This is a genomic window from Bordetella hinzii LMG 13501, from assembly GCF_001548475.1.
Lineage (GTDB): Bacteria > Pseudomonadota > Gammaproteobacteria > Burkholderiales > Burkholderiaceae_B > Bordetella > Bordetella hinzii.
In genome coordinates this window covers 19,439-42,243 of sequence record NZ_LRUJ01000007.1, presented here as the reverse complement: position 1 = coordinate 42,243, position 22,805 = coordinate 19,439, and the positions used below count along the sequence as shown (strand labels likewise).

The 22,805-nt window shown below is 66.0% G+C and carries 19 protein-coding genes; 8 read left to right on the top strand and 11 right to left on the bottom strand.

Annotated features, from left to right (window positions below):
- The 3 genes from AXA74_RS06620 to AXA74_RS06610 form a co-directional block, all read right to left on the bottom strand.
- Positions 1-978 carry an NAD-dependent epimerase/dehydratase family protein gene (locus tag AXA74_RS06620; protein ID WP_032979231.1) on the bottom strand — a complete coding sequence of 326 codons (978 nt, stop codon included), beginning with the start codon at positions 976-978 and terminating at the stop codon, positions 1-3.
- Positions 979-1,414: 436 nt separating this feature from the next.
- Positions 1,415-1,924 carry a single-stranded DNA-binding protein gene (gene ssb / locus AXA74_RS06615; protein WP_032958648.1) on the bottom strand — a complete coding sequence of 170 codons (510 nt, stop codon included), beginning with the start codon at positions 1,922-1,924 and terminating at the stop codon, positions 1,415-1,417.
- A gap of 262 nt (positions 1,925-2,186) precedes the next feature.
- Positions 2,187-3,371 carry an MFS transporter gene (locus AXA74_RS06610; RefSeq protein ID WP_032958650.1) on the bottom strand — a complete coding sequence of 395 codons (1,185 nt, stop codon included), beginning with the start codon at positions 3,369-3,371 and terminating at the stop codon, positions 2,187-2,189.
- Between the two features lie 179 nt (positions 3,372-3,550).
- On the opposite strand from AXA74_RS06610, the gene uvrA reads away from it, so the two are divergent.
- The 3 genes from uvrA (at position 3,551) to AXA74_RS06595 (ending at position 8,283) form a co-directional block, all read left to right on the top strand.
- Complete coding sequence (uvrA, locus tag AXA74_RS06605; RefSeq protein WP_029579943.1) at positions 3,551-6,409, top strand: excinuclease ABC subunit UvrA; 2,859 nt, start codon at positions 3,551-3,553, stop codon at positions 6,407-6,409.
- A gap of 41 nt (positions 6,410-6,450) precedes the next feature.
- Positions 6,451-7,104 (top strand): glutathione S-transferase family protein, encoded by a 654-nt coding sequence (locus tag AXA74_RS06600; protein WP_029579944.1) that lies wholly within the window; start codon positions 6,451-6,453, stop codon positions 7,102-7,104.
- 105 nt (positions 7,105-7,209) lie between these two features.
- Entirely contained in the window at positions 7,210-8,283 is a 1,074-nt protein-coding gene (locus tag AXA74_RS06595) for a helix-turn-helix transcriptional regulator (protein ID WP_029579945.1), read from the top strand.
- A 162-nt stretch (positions 8,284-8,445) separates the two neighbouring features.
- Here AXA74_RS06595 and AXA74_RS06590 read toward each other — a convergent pair whose 3' ends face one another.
- The 3 genes from AXA74_RS06590 to AXA74_RS06580 are packed head-to-tail and all read right to left on the bottom strand — an operon-like array spanning position 8,446 to position 11,316.
- Positions 8,446-9,573 (bottom strand): deoxyguanosinetriphosphate triphosphohydrolase, encoded by a 1,128-nt coding sequence (locus AXA74_RS06590; protein WP_029579946.1) that lies wholly within the window; start codon positions 9,571-9,573, stop codon positions 8,446-8,448.
- Between the two features lie 28 nt (positions 9,574-9,601).
- On the bottom strand, positions 9,602-10,684 hold the full coding sequence (gene aroB / locus AXA74_RS06585; RefSeq protein WP_029579947.1) for a 3-dehydroquinate synthase: 1,083 nt from the start codon (positions 10,682-10,684) through the stop codon (positions 9,602-9,604).
- Positions 10,681-11,316 carry a shikimate kinase gene (locus tag AXA74_RS06580; RefSeq protein ID WP_029579948.1) on the bottom strand — a complete coding sequence of 212 codons (636 nt, stop codon included), beginning with the start codon at positions 11,314-11,316 and terminating at the stop codon, positions 10,681-10,683. Before AXA74_RS06580 ends, aroB begins: the two co-directional genes overlap by 4 nt.
- A gap of 113 nt (positions 11,317-11,429) precedes the next feature.
- On the opposite strand from AXA74_RS06580, the gene AXA74_RS06575 reads away from it, so the two are divergent.
- Complete coding sequence (locus AXA74_RS06575) at positions 11,430-13,877, top strand: penicillin-binding protein 1A (protein WP_029579949.1); 2,448 nt, start codon at positions 11,430-11,432, stop codon at positions 13,875-13,877.
- A 25-nt stretch (positions 13,878-13,902) separates the two neighbouring features.
- On the opposite strand, the gene cyaY is transcribed toward AXA74_RS06575, so the two are convergent.
- Complete coding sequence (cyaY, locus tag AXA74_RS06570; RefSeq protein ID WP_032979233.1) at positions 13,903-14,232, bottom strand: iron donor protein CyaY; 330 nt, start codon at positions 14,230-14,232, stop codon at positions 13,903-13,905.
- Between cyaY and lptM the strand changes: the two genes are divergently transcribed.
- On the top strand, positions 14,138-14,464 hold the full coding sequence (gene lptM, locus AXA74_RS24850) for an LPS translocon maturation chaperone LptM (RefSeq protein WP_349675610.1): 327 nt from the start codon (positions 14,138-14,140) through the stop codon (positions 14,462-14,464). The two genes, cyaY and lptM, sit on opposite strands and share 95 nt — an antisense overlap.
- Positions 14,461-15,750, top strand: coding sequence for a diaminopimelate decarboxylase (gene lysA / locus AXA74_RS06565; RefSeq protein WP_032958656.1), 1,290 nt, complete (start codon positions 14,461-14,463; stop codon positions 15,748-15,750). The genes lptM and lysA overlap by 4 nt, the downstream gene beginning before the upstream one ends.
- 55 nt (positions 15,751-15,805) lie before the next feature.
- Here lysA and ccsB read toward each other — a convergent pair whose 3' ends face one another.
- The 3 genes from ccsB to AXA74_RS06550 form a co-directional block, all read right to left on the bottom strand.
- Positions 15,806-17,134: a c-type cytochrome biogenesis protein CcsB gene (gene ccsB, locus AXA74_RS06560; protein WP_032979234.1), complete on the bottom strand. Its 1,329-nt coding sequence runs from the start codon at positions 17,132-17,134 to the stop codon at positions 15,806-15,808.
- Positions 17,131-19,206 (bottom strand): cytochrome c biogenesis protein ResB, encoded by a 2,076-nt coding sequence (locus AXA74_RS06555; protein ID WP_029579953.1) that lies wholly within the window; start codon positions 19,204-19,206, stop codon positions 17,131-17,133. The genes ccsB and AXA74_RS06555 overlap by 4 nt, the downstream gene beginning before the upstream one ends.
- Positions 19,207-19,303: 97 nt before the next feature.
- A complete protein-coding gene (locus AXA74_RS06550) occupies positions 19,304-20,008 on the bottom strand; it encodes a c-type cytochrome (RefSeq protein ID WP_029579954.1) in 705 nt (234 codons plus the stop codon).
- Positions 20,009-20,219: 211 nt separating this feature from the next.
- Between AXA74_RS06550 and yihA the strand changes: the two genes are divergently transcribed.
- Together yihA and hemB are read left to right on the top strand one after the other, a co-directional pair.
- Complete coding sequence (gene yihA, locus AXA74_RS06545; protein WP_029579955.1) at positions 20,220-20,843, top strand: ribosome biogenesis GTP-binding protein YihA/YsxC; 624 nt, start codon at positions 20,220-20,222, stop codon at positions 20,841-20,843.
- Positions 20,840-21,856 carry a porphobilinogen synthase gene (gene hemB / locus AXA74_RS06540; RefSeq protein ID WP_032979235.1) on the top strand — a complete coding sequence of 339 codons (1,017 nt, stop codon included), beginning with the start codon at positions 20,840-20,842 and terminating at the stop codon, positions 21,854-21,856. Before yihA ends, hemB begins: the two co-directional genes overlap by 4 nt.
- Positions 21,857-21,865: 9 nt before the next feature.
- On the opposite strand, the gene AXA74_RS06535 is transcribed toward hemB, so the two are convergent.
- Positions 21,866-22,786 carry an EamA family transporter gene (locus AXA74_RS06535; protein WP_032979236.1) on the bottom strand — a complete coding sequence of 307 codons (921 nt, stop codon included), beginning with the start codon at positions 22,784-22,786 and terminating at the stop codon, positions 21,866-21,868.
- Between the last annotated feature and the right edge of the window lie 19 nt (positions 22,787-22,805).

Sequence of the window (22,805 nt, the reverse complement as noted above, 5' to 3'; positions counted from 1 at the left end):
TTAGGCTTCGCCCCCGTTACGAAGGCGCCAATCGATCAGTGCCTGCAAGCCATCGCGCAGATTGTCCTGATACTTAAAGCCCAGGTCGCGCTCGGCCTTCTTCGGGCAGCCGATACGATTCTGCACCAGGCGACGGGCGTCATCCGCGCTGTAAGGTCGATACTCCACCTTCAGATCCGATTTGCGCAGGTCCAGAATGGTGTCGCAAAGCTCGCGGATCGTAGTCTGCACGCCAGTGCCGACGTTATAGAACTGATCATCGATGTCGGATTTCAAGGCCAGCACGTTGCAGCGTGCCACATCCTGCACCGTCACGAAGTCATACGCCTGGGTTCCATCGCCATTGATGACGGGCGATTCGTTGGCATCGATCTTATTGAGCATGATCGGAATCACGCCGGTATAGGCGGCAGTCTGGTCCTGGTGAGGGCCGTAGACGTTCATATAGCGCAGGCCGACGTAGCTCAGGCCATAGCGGTCATGGAACGCATGGCACATCGCCTCGCCGGCGATCTTGCTGGCGCCATAGAAATTACGGTTGTTGAACGGATGCTCTTCGGTCATGGGCACCTCAAGGGCATCGCCATAGACCGATGCGGACGACGAATAGACCAGGCGCTTGATATTGTTCTTGACGCAGGCTTCCAGCACATTGAACGTGCCTTCGATGTTGACGTGGAAAGCCGTGCGCGGAAAGTCCTTGCAATGCAGCAGCCACATCGCCGCCAGGTGCACGACCCCGTCCATGCCATGCATCGCGTCGTTCAGCAGGTCGATATCGCGGATATCCCCACCGTTGGGGTAAAGGCGACAGCGCGGATCCTTAAGGTATTCGGCAATATTGCTGTGCTTGCCGCGGGCAAAATTGTCATAAATGACCACTTCGGCGACGTTATGCTTGAGCAGTTCGGCGACCACAAAGCTGCCAATAAAACCTGCACCGCCAATTACCAGTATCTTCGAACCATCAAGCTTCATGAGAGGTTTCCTATGATCTCAACGCGGATGAAACGGGAATGAAAACAGGATTTTAGCCCCGTAAAGGCCTGCCCCAACGAATCACGACGAGGCGGCATACCCGCTTATTAAACGAATAGAAAAAATACTTTCAAAATTGTTCGGCGCCTCTTGATACAGGCCGTCACTAGCCGTCGGCAGCCAGCGCGAACAATATGGTGGCCACGGCTTCCGACGATATATCCACAATCCGGATTCAGTTTGCAGTAATAACCGTGATTAGCATCAGCACGCAGGGGCATACCGCTTGGCGCAATTATGACGGGATTTGTGCTGCCGGGACCAATTTGAACCGCCCCCAATTTGCCGGGCCACAAGTTGAGAAGGCCTGACCCCGAGTAGCCGGGTTCAGGCCTGTCATCGTGAGCACGATTGCCGGTCGCGGCTCTCCGGAACCTCAGAACGGAATATCGTCGTCCATGTCCGCGAGGTTGGCCGCGCCGCCGCCCATGGGCGCGGCCGGGGCCGGGCGCTGGGCAGGGGCCGGACGCTGGGCCGCGGCGCGCTGCTGGCGCGGCGCCTCGTCGTAGCCGCCGCCACCGCCGCCATAGTTGCCGCCGTCACCGCCGTCGCGGCCGCCCAGCATCTGCATCTGGTCGGCGACGATTTCGGTGCTGTAGCGGTCGGCGCCGGTATCCTTGTCCTGCCACTTGCGGGTCTTCAGGCGGCCCTCGATGTAGACCGAGCGGCCTTTCTTGAGGTATTCGCCGGCGATCTCGGCCAAGCGGTTGTACATGACGACGCGATGCCATTCGGTCTCTTCGCGGCGCTCGCCGGAGGCCTTGTCCTTCCATTGCGAGGTGGTGGCCAGCGAAAGATTGCAGATTGCCGCGCCGTCCGGGCTATAGCGGACCTCGGGGTCGCGCCCCAGGTTGCCGACGAGAATGACTTTGTTGACCGATGCCATGCGATGCCCCTCTGTTGTGATCTGCCTGCCGCCCGGGGGGACGGCGCCGGCAGCGCCCAACGTAAAACCTGTTCAAGACGAAGGCCTTAACAAACACGCCGGTCTCATGCAGAAGACCGGCGTCGGTGGCGGACCCGAAAGTCCGGTTAAGGCCTGGAGTAACCGCCATTATCGACGATATCGGCAGCCTGCGCCATGTCGGACTGTGACCAAACGATGATGCGGCTGTCCGGACCGGCCCGCCGCCTCGGGCGCGATGCGATCAGCGCAGGGGTTTCATGGCCCAGGCGGCGGCCAGCCAAAACAGGGACAAAACAGCGGCGGCCAGGAAGACGCCGTCCGGGCCGGTCCGGGCGGCCAGCCAGCCGCCCAGGGCGCCGCCGGCAAACAGGCCCGCGGCCTGGGCGGTGTTGTAGAACCCCAGGGCCAGGCCCTTGTATTGCTGCGGGGCCACGCGGGAAACCAGCGAGGGCTGCAAGGCCTCCAGGATGTTGAAGGCCACGAAAAAGCCCGTCAGGGCAAGGGCCAGCGGCAGGAAGGACTGGGAGGCCAGGGGCAGCAGGGCGCAGACCACGGCCAGCCCGGCCACGGCGGCGCGCAGGGCCGCGCGATGCGCGCGGTGTTTTTCGGCCATGAAGATGACCGGCACCATGCAGACGAAGGACAGCAGGATGACCGGCAGATAAACGTGCCACAGCGCTCCCAGGTCCAGGCCGCCGGTACGGGCCAGCAGGGAGGGCACGACCACGAAGAGCGCCACCTGGATGAGGTGCAGGACAAAGACGCCGAAGTTCAGGCGCAGCAGTTCGCCATGCAGCAGGACCTCGCCGGCACGCGCCCGCTGCATGCTGCGGGCCTGGGTCAGCGGCACCACGGGCACCACCCAGCGGGCCACGGCCAGGCTGGCCAGGCCCAGGCAGGCGATGGTCCAGAACAGGCCGTGCAAGCCCCACCACCCCACCAGCAGGGGCGCCAGCACCAGGGACAGCGCAAAGGACAGGCCGATGGAAGCGCCGACCATGGCCATGGCCCGGGTGCGGACTTCGTCGCGCGTGGCGTCGGCCAGCCAGGCCGTCACGGCGGCGGAAATGGCTCCGGCGCCCTGGATGGCGCGGCCGATGGTGATCCAGAACACATCGTCGGCGCGGGCGCAGACCACGCTGCCGGCAATAAAGAGAAGCAGGCCGGCGACCACCACGGGGCGGCGCCCCCAGCGGTCCGAAGCCAGTCCGAAGGGGATTTGCATGATGGCCTGGGTCAGGCCGTACATGCCCAGGGCCAGGCCGACACGGGCCGGGTCCTCGCCGCCGGGCAAGCCCCGGGCCGCGACGGCGAACACGGGCAGCAGCAGGAACAGACCCAACATGCGGCAGGCGAACAGCCCGGCCAGGGCTACGCTGGCGCGGCGCTCGGACGAGGTCAGTTTCAGCTTCGGGTGTTCCGCCATGTATCTCTTGTTGTGTCTAGGTAGGCGCCGGCCGCGCCAAGTGGAAAGATCGCCGGCCGCCGGGCTGCGCGCAGGGGCGCCATCACTCCGAACGGCTCGGCGCGCTATAGTACCAAGTTGGCCTTTGAAACTGCTTAAACCCGGCCCGCTTGCCGCGGGCGGGCAAGGAAGGACGCGGAATGGACGAGATACGCATTCGCGGTGCCCGGACCCACAATCTCAAGAATGTCTCGCTGGACCTGCCGCGCCACCAGTTGGTGGTGATCACCGGCCTGTCCGGCTCGGGCAAGTCATCGCTGGCTTTCGACACGCTGTATGCCGAGGGTCAACGGCGCTATGTCGAAAGCCTCTCGGCCTACGCCCGTCAGTTCCTGCAGTTGATGGACAAGCCCGATGTGGACCTGATCGAAGGCCTGTCGCCGGCCATTTCCATCGAACAAAAGGCCGCCGGCCACAATCCGCGCTCCACCGTGGGCACCATCACCGAGATCCACGACTACCTGCGCCTGCTCTACGCCCGCGTGGGCACGCCGTATTGTCCTGACCACGGCCTGCCGCTGCAGGCCCAGAGCGTCAGCCAGATGGTCGACGCCGTGCTGGGCTGGCCGGCCGATACGCGCCTGGCCATTCTTGCCCCCATCGCGCGGGCGCGCAAAGGCAGTTTCGAGGATGAATGCGCCAGCCTCCAGGCCCAGGGCTTCGTGCGCCTGCGCGTGGATGGCAAGCTGGTCGAGATCGACCAGATGCCGCCCCTGAAGAAAACCGAAAAGCACGATATCGATGTCGTGATCGACCGGCTGCGCGCGCGCCCGGAAAGCAAGCAGCGCCTGGCCGAGAGTTTCGAGACGGCGCTGCAGCTGGCCGACGGCCGCGCCATCGCGCTGGACCTGGACGGCACGCGCGAGCAGGTCTTCTCCAGCCGCTATGCCTGCCCGGTCTGTAGCCACAGCCTGCCGGAGCTGGAGCCGCGGCTGTTCAGTTTCAATAACCCCATGGGCGCCTGCCCCAGCTGCGACGGCATCGGCCAGGTGGGGTACTTCGATCCCAAGCGCGTGGTCGCTTTTCCGGAGCTGAGCCTGGCCGCAGGCGCCATCCGCGGCTGGGACAAGCGCAATGCTTTTACGCACTCGCTGTTGACCAGCCTGGCGACGCATTACGAGTTCGACATCGAAACGCCTTTCGAGGAACTCAACGACGGGATCCGCGACAAGGTGCTCTACGGCTCCGGCGAAGAAGAAATCGCTTTCTTCTATCTCAATGAAAAAGGCCGCAGCAGCGTCAAGCGCCATCCCTTCGAAGGGGTGATCCCCAACCTGGAGCGACGCTGGCGCGAAACCGATTCGGCCACGGTGCGCGAGGAGCTGGGCAAATACCGCAATATCAAGACCTGCCCGGATTGCGGCGGTTCGCGGCTGCGCCCGGAAGCGCGCCATGTGCTGATCGGCGACGAGCCCGGCCAGGGCCAGGAGCGCGGGCAGGCCATCTACGAGGTCGAGGCCATGCCGCTGTCGGCCTGCCTGGCCTGGTTCCAGGCGCTGCGCCTGACCGGGGCCAAGCAGGAAATCGCGCAACGCATCGTGCGCGAAATCGAAGCGCGGCTGAGCTTCCTGAACAACGTGGGCCTGACCTATCTATCCCTGGACCGCAGCGCCGACACGATTTCCGGCGGCGAGGCCCAGCGCATCCGCCTGGCCAGCCAGATCGGCTCCGGCCTGACCGGCGTCATGTATGTGCTGGACGAGCCCTCCATCGGCCTGCACCAGCGCGACAATGACCGCCTCATCGCCACGCTGCAACACCTGCGCGACCTGGGCAACAGCGTCATCGTGGTCGAACACGACGAAGACATGATCCGCCTGGCCGACTGGGTGGTGGACATGGGCCCCGGCGCGGGCGAACACGGCGGCCAGGTGGTGGCCCAGGGCCGGCCCGAAGCCGTGCAGGCCGATCCCGCCTCGCTGACGGGCCAGTACCTGAGCGGCGCGCGCGCCATTGCCATCCCGGACAGGCGCCCCGTCACCGAAGACCTGCCCTGGTTGGAGCTGACCGGCGCCACGGGAAACAACCTGAAGTCGGTCGACCTGCGCGTGCCGGCCGGCCGCCTGGTCTGCGTGACCGGCGTGTCAGGCTCGGGCAAATCGACCCTGGTCAACGACACGCTGGCCGTCGCGGTGGCGCGCGCGCTCAATCATGCCCAGGGCGATGCCGCGCCCTATGCGACGCTCACCGGGCTGGAGCATTTCGACAAGATCATCAGCGTGGACCAAAGCCCTATCGGGCGCACGCCGCGCAGCAATCCCGCCACCTACACCGGCCTGTTCACGCCGATACGCGAATTGTTCGCCGGCGTGCCCGAAGCACGCACGCGCGGCTACGACCCGGGCCGCTTCAGCTTCAACGTCAAGGGCGGGCGCTGCGAGGCCTGCCAGGGCGATGGCGTGGTCAAGGTGGAAATGCACTTCCTGCCGGATATGTACGTGCCCTGCGACGTCTGCCATGGCAAGCGCTACAACCGCGAAACCCTCGAGATCCGCTATCGCGGCCGCAACATCAGCGAGGTGCTGGACCTCACGGTGGAGCAGGCCCTGGAGTACTTCGAATCGGTGCCGGCCATCGCGCGCAAGCTGCAGACCTTGATCGATGTGGGCCTGTCGTACATCCGCCTGGGGCAATCGGCCACCACCCTGTCCGGCGGCGAGGCGCAGCGGGTCAAGCTGTCGCTGGAGCTCTCTCGCCGCAGCACCGGCCGCACGCTCTACATCCTGGACGAGCCGACCACCGGCCTGCATTTCCGCGATATCGAACTCCTGCTCAAGGTCCTGAACCAGCTGGTCGACAGCGGCAACACCGTACTGATCATCGAGCACAACCTGGATGTCATCAAGACGGCCGACTGGCTTATCGACATGGGCCCGGAAGGCGGCGACGGCGGCGGGCGCCTCATCGCGCAAGGCACGCCCGAGACCGTCGCCGCCACGCCCGAAAGCCACACTGGCCACTACCTGGCGCGGGTTTTGCAGCGCAATAAAACCCGCTAGACTGGATCACCACGACCTCGTGGCCTGCCGAGACCCATACCATGTACACCCTGCTGATAGGCAATAAGAATTACTCCTCCTGGTCCTTGCGCGCCTGGCTGGCGCTGCGCGCCGCCGGCGTGCCTTTCCGCGAGCAGAAACTGGGGCTGTTCACCGAAGCCTTCGGCCAGCGGCTGGGCGGCGTGACGCCGGCCGGCCTGGTGCCCGTGCTGCTTGACGGGGATTTCGCCGTCTGGGACTCCCTGGCCATCTGTGAATACGCCGCCGAACGCCACCCGGAGATGTGGCCGGCCCAGCCCCGCGCCCGCGCCAGGGCGCGCTCGCTGGCCGCCCAGATGCACAGCGGCTTTACCGATTTGCGCCGGCTGCTGCCCATGAACATCGAGGCCAGCCTGCCCGGCATCGACATCGGTCCGGCCCAGCAGGACATCTCGCGCGTACAGGCCATCTGGCAGGACACGCTGGCAGAGTTCGGCCACGGCGGGCCCTTCCTGTTCGGCCGCTTCAGCATTGCCGATGCCTTCTACGCGCCGGTCGTCTCCCGCTTCACGACCTATGGCGTGGCGGCCGCCGGCCCGGTGCGCGACTATATGGATGCGGTGCAGGCCTTGCCCGCCATGCGCGAATGGACGCGCGACGCCCTGGCCGAGGCCACCTTCGTGCCCGAAGACGAGCCCTATCGCAGCCACCGCTGAAGCCGTCTCCGCCTAGGCGCAAACCCGGTTACATTTGAAATAGAAATCGGGTATGTTTGACAAGGGGCTGCCCTGCGGCCCCAACGCTCAAACACACGCTGCACCATGGACGCCGACCACGAATTACGCATCGCCAGCGCCTTGTACGCGGGTGTTGCCGATACGGAGCAATGGCGCCAGGCCCTGACCCTGGCGGCGCAAGCCGTGGATACGGACCGCTGTGCCGTGCTGGCGCGCAATGTCGCCAGCGACGCCATCATGGTGATCGACAATGCCGGGCTGGCCACCGTCACCCTGGACGAATACGAAAGCCATTACCACAGCATCGACGACTTCATGCGCGCGGCGCGCGCCGTGCCCACCGGCGGCTGCCTGCGCGACTATCCGGCCTTCGGCCCCGATGGCATCCGCCGTTCGCCCTTCTACAACGACTTCCTGTACCGGCACGATATCGGCTCGCTGATGCTTACCCAGGCCCTGCGCCAACCCGATATCGAATGGACGGTCGCCTTCCAGCGCAGCCCCGGCCGCGGCCATTTCGATGACCAGCACGAGCGCGCGCTGGGCCGGCTGGTGCCGCATCTGCAGAAAGCCCTGCAGCTGCGCCTGCGGCTGCGCGAGCTGGAGCGCCGCGCCAGCCTGGGCGAAGCCGCGCTGGACACCTTCGGCACCCCCTTGCTTTTCGTCGCCGCCTCGGGCCGCCTGCTGATGGCCAACCTGGCCGGCGAATCCTGGTATTCACGCCACGGCAAGCAACTGGAGCGCAACGCGCAATGGTCGGGCGTGCTGGCTTCGGCCACCGGCAGCGTGGGCGCGGCCATGGCCGAAGGCCTGCGCCTGCCCAATGGCAGCCATGTCGTGGCCTTGCCCGCCCCGCCGGCCTACCGGGGCCGCGAGGGCCAGGGCCTGGCCCTGGTGCTGGTCCATACCCACCTGAATCCCGCGCCCCCGGCCCGCAGCATGTTGAAGTCGCTGTTCGGCCTGAGCGCAGCCGAATACCGGCTGCTGGAGGTGCTCATGGCCGGGGCCACCCTGCCCCAGGCCGCCCGGCAACTGGGTATCTCGGTCGAGACCGTGCGCACACAAAGCAAGGCGGTGCTGCAAAAGACCGGCACGCAGCGCCAGTCCGGCCTGATGCGCCTGGTCAGCGCCCTCCAAAGCCCGATGCCGGCCTACTGACAGCCCCGCTTCGGGCGCGCGGGCAAGAAAAAACCCGCCGACTCTGATGCGATGGTTGCCCCGAATCGCATCACAGTGGGCGGGAAAGCACGGCGAATGTGCCCTGCCATACTAGAGGGGACGCGCGCGCGGCGCATCCCCCAATTGGGGGAGAAACGCCCATCAACCCATCTCGAAAAGCCGCCGATGCTCGCCGATGGCATAGCGGTCCGTCATGCCGGCGATGTAGTCGGCGATCGCGCGCGCCTGGTCGCGCTCCTCGCTGCGCCGGTAATCCGGCGGCAACAATCGCGGATCGCCGAGAAAGGCCTCGAAAAGCTCGCGCACGATGCGCCTGGCCTTGCTCGTCATGCGCACCACCTTATAGTGGCGGTACAGGTTGTCGAACAGGAACTTCTTCAGGGCGTCGGCCTCGCGGCGCAGCGGCTCGGAAAATCCGGCCAGCGGCGGGGCGCGGCGCACATCGTCGGCGCTGGCCGGCGCGGCATCGCGGATGCGGGCCAGGGTGGTGGCCGTCAAGTCCATGATGAGGGTGTTGATCATGCGCCGGACCGTCTCGGCCGTGGCGCGCCGCGGCGCCAGGTCCGGATAGCTGGCGCGGACCTCGGCATAGTGCCGGGCGAAGAAATCCACCTGGCCCATCTGCTCCAGCGTCAGCAGGCCGGAACGCAGGCCGTCATCGATATCGTGATTGTTGTAGGCGATCTCGTCGGCCAGGTTGGCCAGCTGCGCCTCCAGCGAAGGCTGGGTGCGGGAAAGGAAGCGCTCGCCCACCTCGCCCAGCTGGCGCGCATGCGCCACCGAGCAATGTTTCAGGATGCCCTCCCGGGTCTCGAAGCACAGGTTCAGCCCGTTGAACTCGGCATAGCGCTCTTCGAGTTCATCGACCACGCGCAGGCTCTGCAGGTTGTGCTCGAAGCCGCCGGCCTGCGGCGCCAGCTCGCGCATGCAGGCGTTGAGCTCGTCCTGGCCGGCATGGCCGAAAGGCGTGTGCCCCAGGTCATGGGCCAGGGAGATGGCTTCGGTGAGATCTTCGGACAGCCTCAGGCTGCGCGCCAGCGTGCGGGCGATCTGGGCCACCTCCAGGCTGTGCGTGAGCCGCGTGCGGAACAGATCGCCTTCGTGGTTGACGAAGACCTGGGTCTTGTACTCCAGGCGCCGGAAGGCGTTGCAATGGATGATGCGGTCGCGGTCGCGCTGGAATTCGCTGCGGTTTTGCGCGGCCGGCTCTTTGTGCTGCCTGCCGCGCGTCAGGGCCGGGTCGGATGCGTAGGAAGCCAATTCACTCATTTGCACATCACCGTCCCGTTCCTTGCGTTTAGCTGGCCTGAACTGTTCGATCCAACGCCGCGCGTATGGCCGCCGCCGGCGCCGTGCGCATACCGGCCTGCCCGATACGCGGCATCAAGACAAAGCGTATTTCACCTGCTTCGGATTTCTTGTCAACCATCATGAGCGAAATCCAGCGATCGAAGCCCAGGTCCGGCGCCGCGACGGGACAGCCTATGGCCTGGACCAGGGCGCGCACGCGCCGCACGTCGGCCGGCGGAAAACCGTCGACCTCGGCCGAGAGCTCGGCGGCCTGCACCAGGCCGCAGCCCACGGCCTCGCCATGCAGCCACTGCCCATAGCCCAGGCCCGACTCGATGGCGTGGCCGAACGTGTGGCCCAGGTTGAGGATGGCGCGCAGGCCGGACTCGCGTTCGTCCTTGCCCACCACCTGCGCCTTCAGTTCGCAGGAACGGCGGATGGCATAGGCCAGCGCCTCGGGCTGCAGCGCGCGCAGCTCGCCGACATGCGCCTCGCACCACTCCCAGAAACCGGCATCGAGGATGAGCCCGTACTTGATCACCTCGGCCAGGCCAGCCGAGACTTCGCGCGCCGGCAGCGTGGCCAGCACGTCGGTGTCGATCTCCACGGCAACGGGCTGGTAGAAGGCGCCGATCATATTCTTGCCCAGCGGATGGTTGACCGCGGTCTTGCCGCCCACCGAGGAATCGACCTGGGACAACAGCGTGGTGGGCACCTGGACGAAACGGATGCCGCGCATATAGACCGCGGCGGCAAAGCCGGCCATGTCGCCGATCACGCCGCCGCCCAGCGCCACCAGCACGGCGCGCCGGTCCAGGCGATGCTCCAGCAGGGCATCGAAGATCCGGTTCAGCGTCTGCCAGTCCTTGTGGGCCTCGCCGTCGGGCAGTTCGATGCGCAGCACCTTGCGGCCGGTGCGCGCCAGCGCGGCTTCGGCCCGCTCGGCGTAGAGCGCGGCGACGGTGGGATTGGTGACAATGGCAATGGCCGTGGCATCGGCGGGGATGCTTTCATCCAGGCGATCCAGGCGACCCGGGGCGATGCGGATGGGATAGCGTCCGCCCGGGGTATCGACCTCGACAACATTCATAGCTTCTTCTCGTACGCTTGCAGCTTGGGCAGGATGGCCTTGACCAGGGTGGCGATGGGCGTGGAGCCGGTCTCGATCACCAGGTCGGCCACTTCGTTGTAGAGCGGTTCGCGCTTGACCATCAGGTCGCGCAGCGTGCCGCGGGGATCGGCGGTGGCCAGCAGCGGGCGGTTGCGGTCGCGGCAGGTCCGGCGATAGAGCTCGTCGACACTGGCGCGCAGATACATGACGATGCCGCGTTCGCGCAGGAAGCGGCGATTTTCCTCGGCCAGCACGGCGCCGCCACCGGTGGCGAGAATTATCCCCCGGCGTTGAGTACACTCTTGCAATGCGGCGGACTCCCGCCTGCGAAAGCCGGCTTCGCCCTCTATCTCGAAGATAACGGGCACGCGCACGCCGCAACGCGCCTCCAGCTCATGGTCCAGATCGATAAACTCACGGCCCAGCGCCCGCGCCAGGCCGCGCCCGATGGTGGTCTTGCCCGCACCCATCATGCCGACCAGGAAAATCGGCAGATCGTGAGGCAATTGCGCCAGGGGCTCGATGCATTCGCCGACCGCCGCGGCGGGGGCGGCTGCCGGATCTGGCGGCCCCTCGTCGGCGCCGGCGCACAAGTTAGCGGAAAGATTCATGCCGGCATTATCCCATTGCCGCAAGTTGCCCGCTTACCACAAAGATTTATTTTGTTACATCGCCTCCGATTAGACCTCGGAAGGCACACAGAGATCACCGTAAAATCGCCGCGATGAGCAAGCGTCCGAATTCTTCCAAGCAGGATCAGCCCGCCCCCGGCGGCTCGATGTTTTTGCGGTTTCTGGTCAAGACCGGTATTTTTTTCGGCGGCCTGGCCCTGTGTGGCCTGGTGCTAGGCGGCATGGCGCTGGCGCTGGCCTGGCCCAATCTGCCCGATCTGCACGCCATGACCGACTACCGTCCGCGGGTGCCGCTGCGCGTCTACACCTCCGACAAGGTCCTGATCGGCGAATTCGGCGAAGAGCGCCGCAATGTGCTGCGCTTCAACGAGATCCCGGATGTGATGAAGTCGGCGGTGCTTGCCGCCGAGGATGACCGCTTCTATCAGCATGGCGGCATCGACTGGACCGGCGTGGTGCGCGCCGGCCTGACCAACCTCATCAATATGTCCAAGACGCAGGGCGCCAGCACCATCACCATGCAGGTGGCGCGCAACTTCTATCTGTCGTCCGAGAAGACCTATTCGCGCAAGTTCTACGAACTGCTACTCACTTTCAAGATCGAATCCGAGCTCACCAAGGACCAGATCCTCGAGCTCTACATGAACCAGATCTATCTGGGTCATCGCGCCTACGGGTTCGCCGCGGCCTCGCGCACCTATTTCGGCAAGCCGCTGTCGCAGGTCACGCCCGCCGAAGCCGCCATGCTGGCCGGCATCCCCAAGGCGCCCTCGCGCTTCAATCCCATCTCCAACCGTCCGCGCGCCGAACTGCGCCAGCGCTATGTGCTGGGCCGCATGTACTCGCTGGGTTACCTGACCGAGCCCGAGTACAAGACCGCGCTGGCCCAGCCCATCATCATGAAGTCGGCCGAAGGCACACCGGCCGGCGGCTACGCCGTCCATGGCGAATACGTGGCCGAGCTGGCGCGGCAACTGCTCTACGGCGTCTACCAGGACAACGTCTATTCGCGCGGCATCAATGTCTACACCACGGTGTCCTCCAAAGACCAGGAGTCGGCCTACCGCGCCGTGCGCGACGGCGTGCTGGAATACACCCGGCGCGCGCCCTACCCGGGCCCGGAGGACCAGCTCGACCTGCCCCCGGGCACCGAAAAAGATCCGCAGGCGCTGGACGACTTCCTGGACGGCGTGTTCGACAAGTACGCCGACAGCGGCGACCTGCTGACCGCCGTGGTGCTCTCGGCCTCGCCGACCGAGATCAAGCTGGCGCGCAGTTCGCGCGAGATCATCACCATCACCGACAAAAAGGTGCTGGGCGTGGTGGCCCGCGCCCTGAATCCCAAGGCCTCGGCCGAGCAGCGCCTGCAGCGCGGCTCGGTGGTCTATATCCACAAGCTGGGGGATGAAGGCTGGGAAGTCATCAACATGCCCGCCGTGCAGGCCGCTTTCGTGGCGCTCTCGCCGCAGGATGGCGCCATCCGCGCCATGGTCGGCGGCTTTGATTTCTACCGCGGCAACTTCAACCGCGTCACCCAAGCCTGGCGCCAGCCGGGCTCTAACATCAAGCCCTTCATCTACGCCGCCTCGCTGGAGCGCGGCCTGACCCCGGGCACGCAGATCTCCGACCAGCCTTTCGAGCTGTCGGCCGCCCAGACCGGCTCCAAGGCCTGGCATCCCAAGAACTACGGCAACCAGTACGAGCCCATGCTGACCATGCGCCAGGGCCTGTACAAGTCCAAGAACATGGTGTCCATCCGCATCCTGCAGGCCATCGGCCCGCAATATGCCCAGGACTACCTGACGCGCTTTGGCTTTGACAAGGCGCGCCAGCCCGCGGTGCTGCCGCTGGCCCTGGGCGCCGGCTCGGTCACGCCGCTGCAGCTGGCCGGCGCCTATGCGGTCTTCGCCAACGGCGGCTACCGCGTCACGCCCTATCTGATCGATCACGTCACCGACAGCAGCGGCAAGGTGCTGATGCAGGCCCGTCCCGTCATCGCCGGCGACGAGGCCGCGCGCGCCATCGATCCACGCACGGCCTGGGTGATGGACGACATGCTGCGCGGCGTCGCCACCAGCGGCACCGCGGCGCGCGCCCGCGCCGTGCTCAAGCGCAACGATGTCGCCGGCAAGACCGGCACCACCAACGAATCGGTCGACGCCTGGTTCTCAGGCTATACGCCCAATCTGGTGGCCACCGCTTGGCTGGGTTTTGACCAGCCCAAGTCCCTGGGTTCGCGCGAGACGGGCGGCGGCGTGGCGCTGCCGATCTGGCTGGATTACATGCAGGACACCCTCAAAGGCGTGCCCGAGGGCAAGCAACGCCCCAGGCCGGACGGCCTGCTGGCCGAAAACGGCGATTACTATTTCACGGAATTCCCGCCCGGGCAGGCCGTGGCCCGCCTGGGCCTGCCGCAGCCGGGCGAGGATGCCTTGGGCGACTTCCTGAACGGGCTGGGCGGCAGCAACCAGAATGTGCGCACCGCCCCCAGCTTCGGCAGCAGCTCGCAGCAGCCCTGGTCGCAGAATATTCCCTTCTGAGGCCGCGCCCGGGCCGGCGCCCCTCCTAGACCCGGACGGTCAGGGGCACGCCGGCGGCGGCCGAGCAGATCTGGGACAGCGCGTCGGGCAGATTGGGGCCGCCGCGCGTGTCGTGCCATTGGTGGCTGTCAAAGCGGTAATGAAAACCGCCGCTGCGCGCCGCCACCCAAAGCTCCTGCATGGCCGCCTGGCTGTTGATGACGACGTGGGTGTCGTCCTCGAAAATCAGGGTCAGGACATTGCCGCTGCGATTGGCCTCGATGTCCACATCATGCGTGGCCATCCAGTCATCGGCCTGGCTCTCGATGCTGTCGAGCACTTGTTCGGTCAACGCAAGAAATTCGGTTTCGGTCATAATCCAACCTGCAACGATTACGGAGTTACCAGTGTCCCACATGGCCTTCAGCCACAGGGTTTTTCGCATTGTAGCCACGCTTTCGGCCACCGGTCTGATCGCGGCCTGCGGCTACAAAGGCCCCCTGTACATGCCGGTGCCCTCGGATCAGCAGGGTAGCTCCGGCGCGAAACCACCCTCCGCGCAAACCGAAAACCGGCCCCGTATCCCCACCAATCCCACCCTGCCATGACCGCGCCTTCCTCCCAGCCCCAACTGGCTGGCCATCCGCATTTCCACTACGAGCATGGCGTGCTGCACGCCGAAGGCGTCGCCCTGGACATCCTGGCGGCCAAGCTGGGCACGCCCCTGTACGTCTACTCGCGCGCGGCCCTGCGCGCGGCCTATGACAGCTATCGCGAGGCCATCGGCGAGCGCCCGGTGCTGGTGTGTTACGGCATGAAGGCCAATTCCAACCTGGCGGTGCTGAAAGAGTTCGCCCGCATGGGCGCGGGCTTTGACATTGTGTCGGGCGGCGAGCTCCAGCGCGTGCTGGCCGTGGGCGGCGACCCGGCCAAGATCGTGTTCTCGGGCGTGGGCAAGCAAGAATGGGAAATGCGCGAGGCGCTGGCCGCCGGCGTCAAGTGCTTCAACGTCGAGTCCGTCGCCGAACTGCACCGCCTGTCCAAGGTCGCCCAGGCCGAGGGCCGGGTGGCGCGTGTCTCGCTGCGCGTCAATCCCGATGTCGACGCGCAAACCCATCCCTATATTTCCACCGGCCTGAAGGAAAACAAGTTCGGCATCGCGATCGACGAGGCGCTGCACGCCTACCAGACCGCGGCCAGCCTGCCTGGCCTGAAAGTCGTGGGCGTGGACTGCCATATCGGTTCGCAGCTCATCGATGTCAGCCCTTATTTCGATGCGCTGGACAAGCTGCTCGACCTCATCGACCGCATGGCCGCGCAAGGCATCGCCATCGAGCACCTGGACCTGGGCGGCGGCCTGGGCATCCGCTACACGGATGAAGTGCCGCCTTCGCCCAAGACCCTGCTGGACGAAGTCTTCACGCGCCTGCAGGCGCGTGGCTACGGCCATCTGCACCTGGTGCTGGAGCCGGGCCGCTCGCTGGTCGGCAATGCCGGCATCCTGCTGACGACGGTGCAATTCCTCAAGCACAACGAGGCACGCAACTTCGCCGTGGTCGACGCCGCCATGAACGACCTGCTGCGCCCCACGCTCTATCAGGCGTATCACGGCGTGCGCGCGGTGGTGCCGCGCCATGCCGAGGCGCGCGTCTATGACGTGGTCGGCCCGGTGTGCGAAAGCGGCGACTGGCTGGCCAAAGAGCGCAGCCTGGCCATCGAACAAGATGACGTACTCGCGCTGGAATCAGCCGGCGCCTATGGCATGGTCATGGCCGGCAACTACAACACCCGTCCTCGCGCGGCCGAGGTCATGGTCGACGGCGAGCAATACCACATCGTGCGCCAGCGCGAATCCATCGAGGACCTGCTCAGGGGCGAATCCACCCTGCCCTGAGCACCGCGGCCAGACTGCCGGCAAAGCCCCGTTCGCGGGGCTTTGCCGCCTCCGGCTACAGCTCGCCGTAGGAGTGCAGTCCCGACAGGAACATATTCACGCCCAGGAAGGCAAAGCCGGTGATCAACAGGCCCACCAGCGCCCAATAGGCCGCCATGGTCCCGCGCAGGCCCTTCATCAGGCGCATATGCAGCCAGGCGGCGTAGTTCAGCCACACGATGAGGGCCCAGGTCTCCTTGGGATCCCACTGCCAATAGGCGCCCCAGGCGTCGGCCGCCCACAGCGCCCCCAGCACGGTGGCCACCGTGAAGAAGGCAAAGCCGATCGCGATGGCGCGATACATGATGTCATCGAGCACTTCCAGCGCGGGCAGCGCCTGCGCGATACGGCGCCGCGCCAGCAGGATGGCGCCGACGATCACCACGCTCACGCCGCCGTAGATCATCCAGGTCGCCGACAGGCCCTCGGTGCGGAACACCATGGGCTCGGCGCACAGGAGCACGCCCAGCACGAACAGCGGCGCCAGCCGGCGCCAGGAGGCCGTCTCGCCATGCTGCTTGACCAGATAGGCGAAACCCACCATGGCGGCCAGCGAGAACGTGCCATACCCGATGAAGTTCGCCGGCACATGCAGCTTCATCCACCAGCTTTTCAGGGCGGGCACCAGGGGCTGGATCTGGCCGGCGTCGCGCGTGAACGCATACCAGAGCAGGAACACCATGGACGATGAAATCACCAGCAGCACAAAGCCGCCCAGCGCCCGCGTGGCGTACTTGCGCTCGTAATAGAGGTAGAAAAGCGCCGTGATGAGCGCAAACAGCACGAAGACCTCGTACAGATTGCTCACCGGGATATGGCCCAGATCCGGCCCCATCAGATGGCCTTCGCGCCAGCGCACCAGCAGGCCGGTCACGCCGGCGAACACCGCGCCCCAGGTCAGCGCCGTGCCCAGCCAGGCCGCCGTGGGGCTCACGATGCCTATCCAGTAGCAGGCGGTGGCCAGCAGAAAGAGCGCGCTCATCCACAGGATGGCGGACTGCGAAGAGAATAGGTATTTCAGGAAAAAGACCTGCTCGGCCCGGGCCAAGTCGTTCTGGTAGAGCATGAGGGCCAGGCCGACGGCCAGCGCACAGGCCAGCATCAGGTGCCGCAGCGGCCGCCACAGCCAGCCCAGCCAGACCAGGGCGGGCACGGTGCCGCAGAGAATGATCTTCTCGTAATAGTCCATGGACTGGCTAAAGCGCGTCAGCGCATAGCCCGCCCCCACTGCAAGCAGCAGGAAAAAAACCGCATCGGTCCAATCGGGACGGCCGCGCACGCTGCGCTGGTCGCCGGTCTGGGAAAAGCCGCCGTGCCACATCTGGCCGCGAGTGGAGGTATTCATCGTTCACCTCGGGACGGGTCCGTCAGCGCGGCCCGGAAACGCTCGAATTCCTGGGAAAAGTCCAGTGTACGCTTCTGCGACGTCATCGCCGCCTGGATTTCGCTGCCCGCGCCTTGCGGTTTGATCCAGATCCAGATGCGCCGGTCTCGAATATAGAACATGGCGAAAACGCCCACGATGAGCAGCAGGCAGCCCAGATACACCGCGTTCTTGCCCGGCGTGCGGCTCACCTGGAAACCGCTGGCCTGGACCTGATGGAAGTCGCTGAGCGTCAACAGGATGGGGGCCGGATAGATCGACAGATCCGACAAGGCGCCCATCGCCGCCTGCTGCCACATCGCGGCCGCCTCGGCCTCGGGCCCCTCTTCGGGCAAGGCGGGCAGCTGCTCGCGCTCGCGCATGATGGCGCGCACGTCGTACAGCGTGCTGTTGAGCAGTCGCAGCACCACGCTGGCGGCGCGCTCGACGTCCGCTGGCTCGGTGCTGGCCTGCAGCAGTTCGGACAAGGCGCGCAAACCGCCCGAGGCGAAGGTATCCAGGCCGCGGCTGGCCGCAGCGGTCAGGGCCTGGCGGTCGGCGCCGGGCGGCAGGTTGCGCTCCACGAAGCGCCTGACGGCCTCGGCCCGCACGGCCGGATCGGCCAGCGCGGCGCGCAGCTTCATGAACTCGCCCGGCGAGCCGTTCGCGTCGGCCGGAATGCGCAGGTAGGCGTAATTCTGCGAGGCATTCTGGCGCACGCCGGCCAGGATGACAGGCAGGCCGTTGAGTTGGACGGGCAGCATGTATACGCGGTATTCGTTCGACTGGCCCGCGGCGTCCACGAGCTGGTACTCGATCGTGGGGCCGAGATTGCGCAGGTGCTCGTTCTTGCGCCCCGCCGCGCTGCCTGTCACGGCCGCGACGTGCTCGCCGAAGCTCTGCCTGCCCGGATCGCCGCTGGTGATGTCCTCGACGTTGATGGGCCGCAGGGCCGTGATGTTGAGTTTCAGGCTCTCGGTCGGTTGACCCGCCACGCTGGCGCTCAGGTCGTTGCTCTCGCCCACCGTCCCCTGCACGGAGAAGGTCTGCCCGGCCGTGCCGCGCAGCGGATAGCCGGTCAGCGTCACCTTGCTGCCGCCGTCATCGAGGTTGGACTGATAGACCGTCACGCCCTTGTACCGCAGCGGCTCGTTGACCTCGATCACGCGCTCAAAGGTATGGCCGTCGTCCGGATCCGTGACTTCCACATGGCTGGCGAACCGGCTGGGCATGCCGGTGGAGTAATACTCCACCTCGAATTTCTTCAGCTTGAGCGTAAAAGGCAGGGGCTGCACCAGCACGCCATCGCCCACCATGACCAAGGCGGTATTGCGCTCGGCCCCCTCGGGCACCAGCACATTGGCGCGGAAGCTGGGATTGGCCAGGGGCAGCCGGCCGCTGGGCGGCACATCGGCGATCAACATGTTCTCGGTGATCGGCTGCTTGCCGGCGAACATGACCTGCAGCCGCACGGGCAGCTCGCTGTCCATCAGGCCGCCGACGCAGATGATGATGAGCGACGCATGGGCGCAGATGTAACCCAGGCGATTGCTGCTGCCCTTTTTGGCCGCCAGCAGCACGCCGCCCGGGTCCTGGCGCTGCCGCACGGCATAGCCCTGCTGCCGCAGCAAGGCCTGCAGCCGGCCCTGCGCGGCCTGCGGGCTCTCGGCCGAAGTCATCTGGACACGGTCGGGAAAGGCGCGCAGGCTGTTCTCGCGCACATGCTCGCGGAACGACGCCGCGTCGCGCAGCATCTTGGGGGCATTGCGGATCAGGCAGATCGAGGTGGAAACCACCAGAAAGCCCATGATGACCAGAAACCACCAGCTGTTGTACACATGCCAGATGGAAAACTTGTCGAACACCTCGTACCAGAAAGGGCCGAACTGGTCGATATAGTTGCTGGCCGGCCGGTTCTGCGGCAACACCGTGCCTACCAGGCTGGCCACGCAAATAAACATCAGCAGGCTGATGGCGAAGCGCATCGAGCCCAGGAGTTCGAACAGATCGCGCGGCAGGCTGCGCGAGGCGGTGCGGGAAACAGTAGAAGTCATCAATAGCAAAAGAGGGTGAGCCGCCGGCCCCCCCTCCTGGACAGCATCGCCCGGTTTCCCGGGCCGGCCCGCCGGCGCGAACCGGCGGTCGGATCAATCAGCGCAAACCTGCCGCATAGTCTGCCACAGCCTTGATATCGTCATCGGTCATGCGCAGGGCGATATCGTGCATGGGCTGGCTGTTGGCGCGGTCGCCGCTGCGGAACAGCTTGAGCTGCTCCTCGATGTAGGCGGGAAACTGGCCGGACAGGCGGGGATACTGGCCGGGCAGCCCGGCGCCGTTGGGGCTGTGACAGGCCGCGCAAGCCGGCACGCCGCGATCGGCCGCGCCGGCGCGCCAGAGTTTCTGGCCATGCTCGACGAGTTTTTCGTAGCCCGCGGTGGCGGGCTCTTTCAGGGGCTGCTGCGCCAGATACAGGGCGACGTTCTGGATGTCCGCCGGCGTCAGGGCCTGGCTCATGGCCGTCATCGGCGTGGGTGCGCCTTGCGGGCCCTTGCGCACCGGCAGCTTGGCGCCTGGCTGGACCTGGAAGTCGTGCAGCTGCTTGGCCAGATACTCGTGCGGCTGGGCGGCCAGGTTGGGATTTGCGGGAATGCTACTGTTGCCGGCCGCCCCATGACAGGACGCACAGGCAATGATGCCTCGCGACGGATCGCCTTGATCGAACAACTGGGCGCCTTTGGCCGCATCGGGCTTGGCGGGGCCTGCGGGCCCTTCGGCAGCGAAACTTATAGTAGTAGTGATGGACAGACCGAGCATCAGCCCGCTTGCAACCACCATCCGGGACAGCACACGCTTCATGTAGACCTCGACGATCGTATGTCGAACTCAGGCAGCGTGCTCATGCACACTGCGCCTGACGCCTGCCCGCGCAGCCGGATGCGGCTTTTTTGCCAGCCCCTCAGCCCTCCTCAAGCCTTGGGAGCCGCCCCCACGCGCGGGGACTACTGTTGCCACTGTTGCAAACCGGCGATTATACAATAGGGTTTGCAATCACCCACCAAGTCGACCTGTGTCCCTTCTACACCGCGCCTCCTTTTTCATTTCGGCAGCCCGCCTCGACCAGCTGCCGCCTGCCGGTGCGCCCGAAGTCGCCTTCGTGGGCCGCTCCAACGCCGGCAAGTCCTCGGCCATCAATGTGCTGTGCAACCAGCGCCGGCTGGCCTTCTCCAGCAAGACGCCCGGGCGCACGCGCCTGATCAATATGTTCGGCTTGCCGGATCCGCTCAATCCGGAGGAACCCCTGGGCTTTCTGGTGGACCTTCCGGGCTATGGCTATGCCTCGGTGGCGCACCGCGAGAAAGAAAAATGGGCCGACATTCTCGGCGGCTATCTGCGCGACCGCCCCTCGCTGGCCGGCATCGTGCTGCTCATCGATATCCGCCGCGGCGTCACCGAGCTGGACCGCCGCCTTGCCGACTTCATCGCCCCCACCGGACGCCCGGTGCTGGCACTGCTGACCAAGGCGGACAAACTGCCTTATGGCCAGCGCGTGCGCGCCGTATTCGACGTGCGCAAGCAACTGGCCGATATCGGCGCCCTGAACACGGTGCCCTTCTCGGCGACCGAACGCATTGGCCTCGACGATGCCACCGCGCAGATCGAGAACTGGATCTCTCCCAAGGTAGTGCCATGAAACCCCAAATCATTTCGCCCGCTTTCCCGGCCTCGCGCCCCCGCCGCCTGCGCCGTGACGACTTCACGCGCCGGCTGGTGCGCGAAAACGCGCTCAGCGTCGATGACCTGATCTACCCGGTCTTCGTGGCCGAAGGCAAGGGCCTGCAGCAGCCCGTGCCGTCGCTGCCGGGCGTCGTGCGTTATTCGCCCGATACCGTGCTGGCCGTGGCCGAACGCTGCGTCAAGCTGGCCATCCCCGTGCTGGCGCTGTTTCCGGTCATCGAACCCGCGCTCAAGACGCCGGACGGCATCGAGGCCACCAATCCCGAGGGCTTGATTCCGCGCGTGGTCGCCGCCCTGAAGTCGCGTTTCCCCGAGCTGGGCGTGCTCACCGATGTCGCCCTGGACCCCTACACCAGCCACGGCCAGGACGGCATGATCGATGACGACGGCTATGTGCTCAACGATCCCACGGTCGAGATCCTGGTGCGCCAGGCCCTGGTGCAGGCCCAGGCGGGCGTGGACATCGTCGCGCCCAGCGACATGATGGACGGGCGCATCGGCGCCATCCGCCAGGCCCTGGAGAAGGCCGATCACATCCATACCCGCATCATGGCCTATTCGGCCAAGTACGCGAGCGCCTTCTACGGCCCCTTCCGCGACGCCGTGGGTTCGGCCAGCAATCTGGGCAAGTCCAACAAAATGGTCTACCAGATGGATCCCGGCAATATCGACGAGGCCTTGCGCGAAGTGGCCGGCGATCTCGCCGAAGGCGCCGACATGGTGATGGTCAAGCCCGGCATGCCCTATCTGGACGTGCTGCGCCGCGTAAAGGACGCCTTCCGCGTGCCGACCTTCGCCTACCAGGTGAGCGGCGAGTACGCCATGATCAAGGCCGCGGCCGCCAACGGCTGGCTGGACCATGACAAAGTCATGATGGAAGCGCTGCTGGCCTTCAAGCGCGCCGGCGCCGACGGCATCCTGACCTACTTTGCCATCGACGCGGCGGAAAAGCTGCGCGAGGGCCGCTGAAGACCGGCCTCAGGCGGCGGACCGGCTCGGGCGCAGGCCCAGCCAGGTCCCCAGCAGCACGCAGACCAGGCCTCCCAGGTGCACCGCGGTGATGCGCTCATCCAGGAACACCGCGGCGGCCAGCAGGCCGAAGATGGGCAGCCAATTCACGAACATCGCCGCCCGGCTCATGCCCAGGCGCGCGATGCCGCGATTCCATAGCAGGTTGCAGGCTCCCGAGGCGATCACCGCCGAAAAGAACACCACGGTCCAAGCCCAGGGATCCGTCGTCCAGGACGCGGCCCGATAAGTCGCCGGCGACAGGGCCGCATGGGTGGTGAGCGCCACCGCTCCGGCCAGATAGGTGTACCAAAGAATGGTCAAGGGATCGAGCGCGCGCGAGACGCGCTGGATGACCAGGCCGCCGACGACAAACACCACCACGGCCAGCAGGGCCAGCAGATCGCCCAGGCCCGCCTGCGCCAGCTGGCCGCCGCTGCCGGCCACCACCAGCCCCACCCCGCCCAGGCCGAGCACAGCCGCCCCGATACGGGCCGGCGTGAGTCTTTCGCGATAGCACAGCGCGCCCAGCACGACCGAGAACAAGGGGCTGGTGGCCATGATGAGCGTGGCATTGGCCGCCGTGGTCATGCGCAGGCCCGCCACCAGCGCGATCTGGTGTCCGTAGACAACCAGCAAACCCGCCGAGAACACCCATGCCAGCTGGGCGCGCGTCAGGCGCGGCACCTGCCCGAAGCGCAGCATGATGAAGGACGTCACCGCCGTGAAAGCCACGAGGATGCGCACCGCCGCCACCACATAGACGTCCATCTGGCCCAGCAGGTACTTCACCGCCACCAGGTTCACCCCCCACGCCGCCATCACGAAGAACAGCTGGACATACACCGGTCCCGGCGGGAGCGGCGTGGCTTGTGGGCTTGAGGTGTTCACGGCGGATGAGGGTTGGCGG

Coding starts and splice junctions, on each gene's coding strand:
- hemB (WP_032979235.1), top strand. CDS start 20,840: ATGAAACCCCAAATCATTTCGCCCGCTTTCCCGGCCTCGCGCCCCCGC.
- lysA (WP_032958656.1), top strand. CDS start 14,461: ATGACCGCGCCTTCCTCCCAGCCCCAACTGGCTGGCCATCCGCATTTC.
- AXA74_RS06550 (WP_029579954.1), bottom strand. CDS start 20,008: ATGAAGCGTGTGCTGTCCCGGATGGTGGTTGCAAGCGGGCTGATGCTC.
- ccsB (WP_032979234.1), bottom strand. CDS start 17,134: ATGAATACCTCCACTCGCGGCCAGATGTGGCACGGCGGCTTTTCCCAG.
- AXA74_RS06575 (WP_029579949.1), top strand. CDS start 11,430: ATGAGCAAGCGTCCGAATTCTTCCAAGCAGGATCAGCCCGCCCCCGGC.
- AXA74_RS06610 (WP_032958650.1), bottom strand. CDS start 3,371: ATGGCGGAACACCCGAAGCTGAAACTGACCTCGTCCGAGCGCCGCGCC.
- ssb (WP_032958648.1), bottom strand. CDS start 1,924: ATGGCATCGGTCAACAAAGTCATTCTCGTCGGCAACCTGGGGCGCGAC.
- cyaY (WP_032979233.1), bottom strand. CDS start 14,232: ATGACCGAAACCGAATTTCTTGCGTTGACCGAACAAGTGCTCGACAGC.
- AXA74_RS06600 (WP_029579944.1), top strand. CDS start 6,451: ATGTACACCCTGCTGATAGGCAATAAGAATTACTCCTCCTGGTCCTTG.
- AXA74_RS06595 (WP_029579945.1), top strand. CDS start 7,210: ATGGACGCCGACCACGAATTACGCATCGCCAGCGCCTTGTACGCGGGT.
- AXA74_RS06620 (WP_032979231.1), bottom strand. CDS start 978: ATGAAGCTTGATGGTTCGAAGATACTGGTAATTGGCGGTGCAGGTTTT.
- AXA74_RS06590 (WP_029579946.1), bottom strand. CDS start 9,573: ATGAGTGAATTGGCTTCCTACGCATCCGACCCGGCCCTGACGCGCGGC.
- lptM (WP_349675610.1), top strand. CDS start 14,138: ATGTCCACATCATGCGTGGCCATCCAGTCATCGGCCTGGCTCTCGATG.
- AXA74_RS06580 (WP_029579948.1), bottom strand. CDS start 11,316: ATGAATCTTTCCGCTAACTTGTGCGCCGGCGCCGACGAGGGGCCGCCA.
- aroB (WP_029579947.1), bottom strand. CDS start 10,684: ATGAATGTTGTCGAGGTCGATACCCCGGGCGGACGCTATCCCATCCGC.
- AXA74_RS06555 (WP_029579953.1), bottom strand. CDS start 19,206: ATGACTTCTACTGTTTCCCGCACCGCCTCGCGCAGCCTGCCGCGCGAT.
- uvrA (WP_029579943.1), top strand. CDS start 3,551: ATGGACGAGATACGCATTCGCGGTGCCCGGACCCACAATCTCAAGAAT.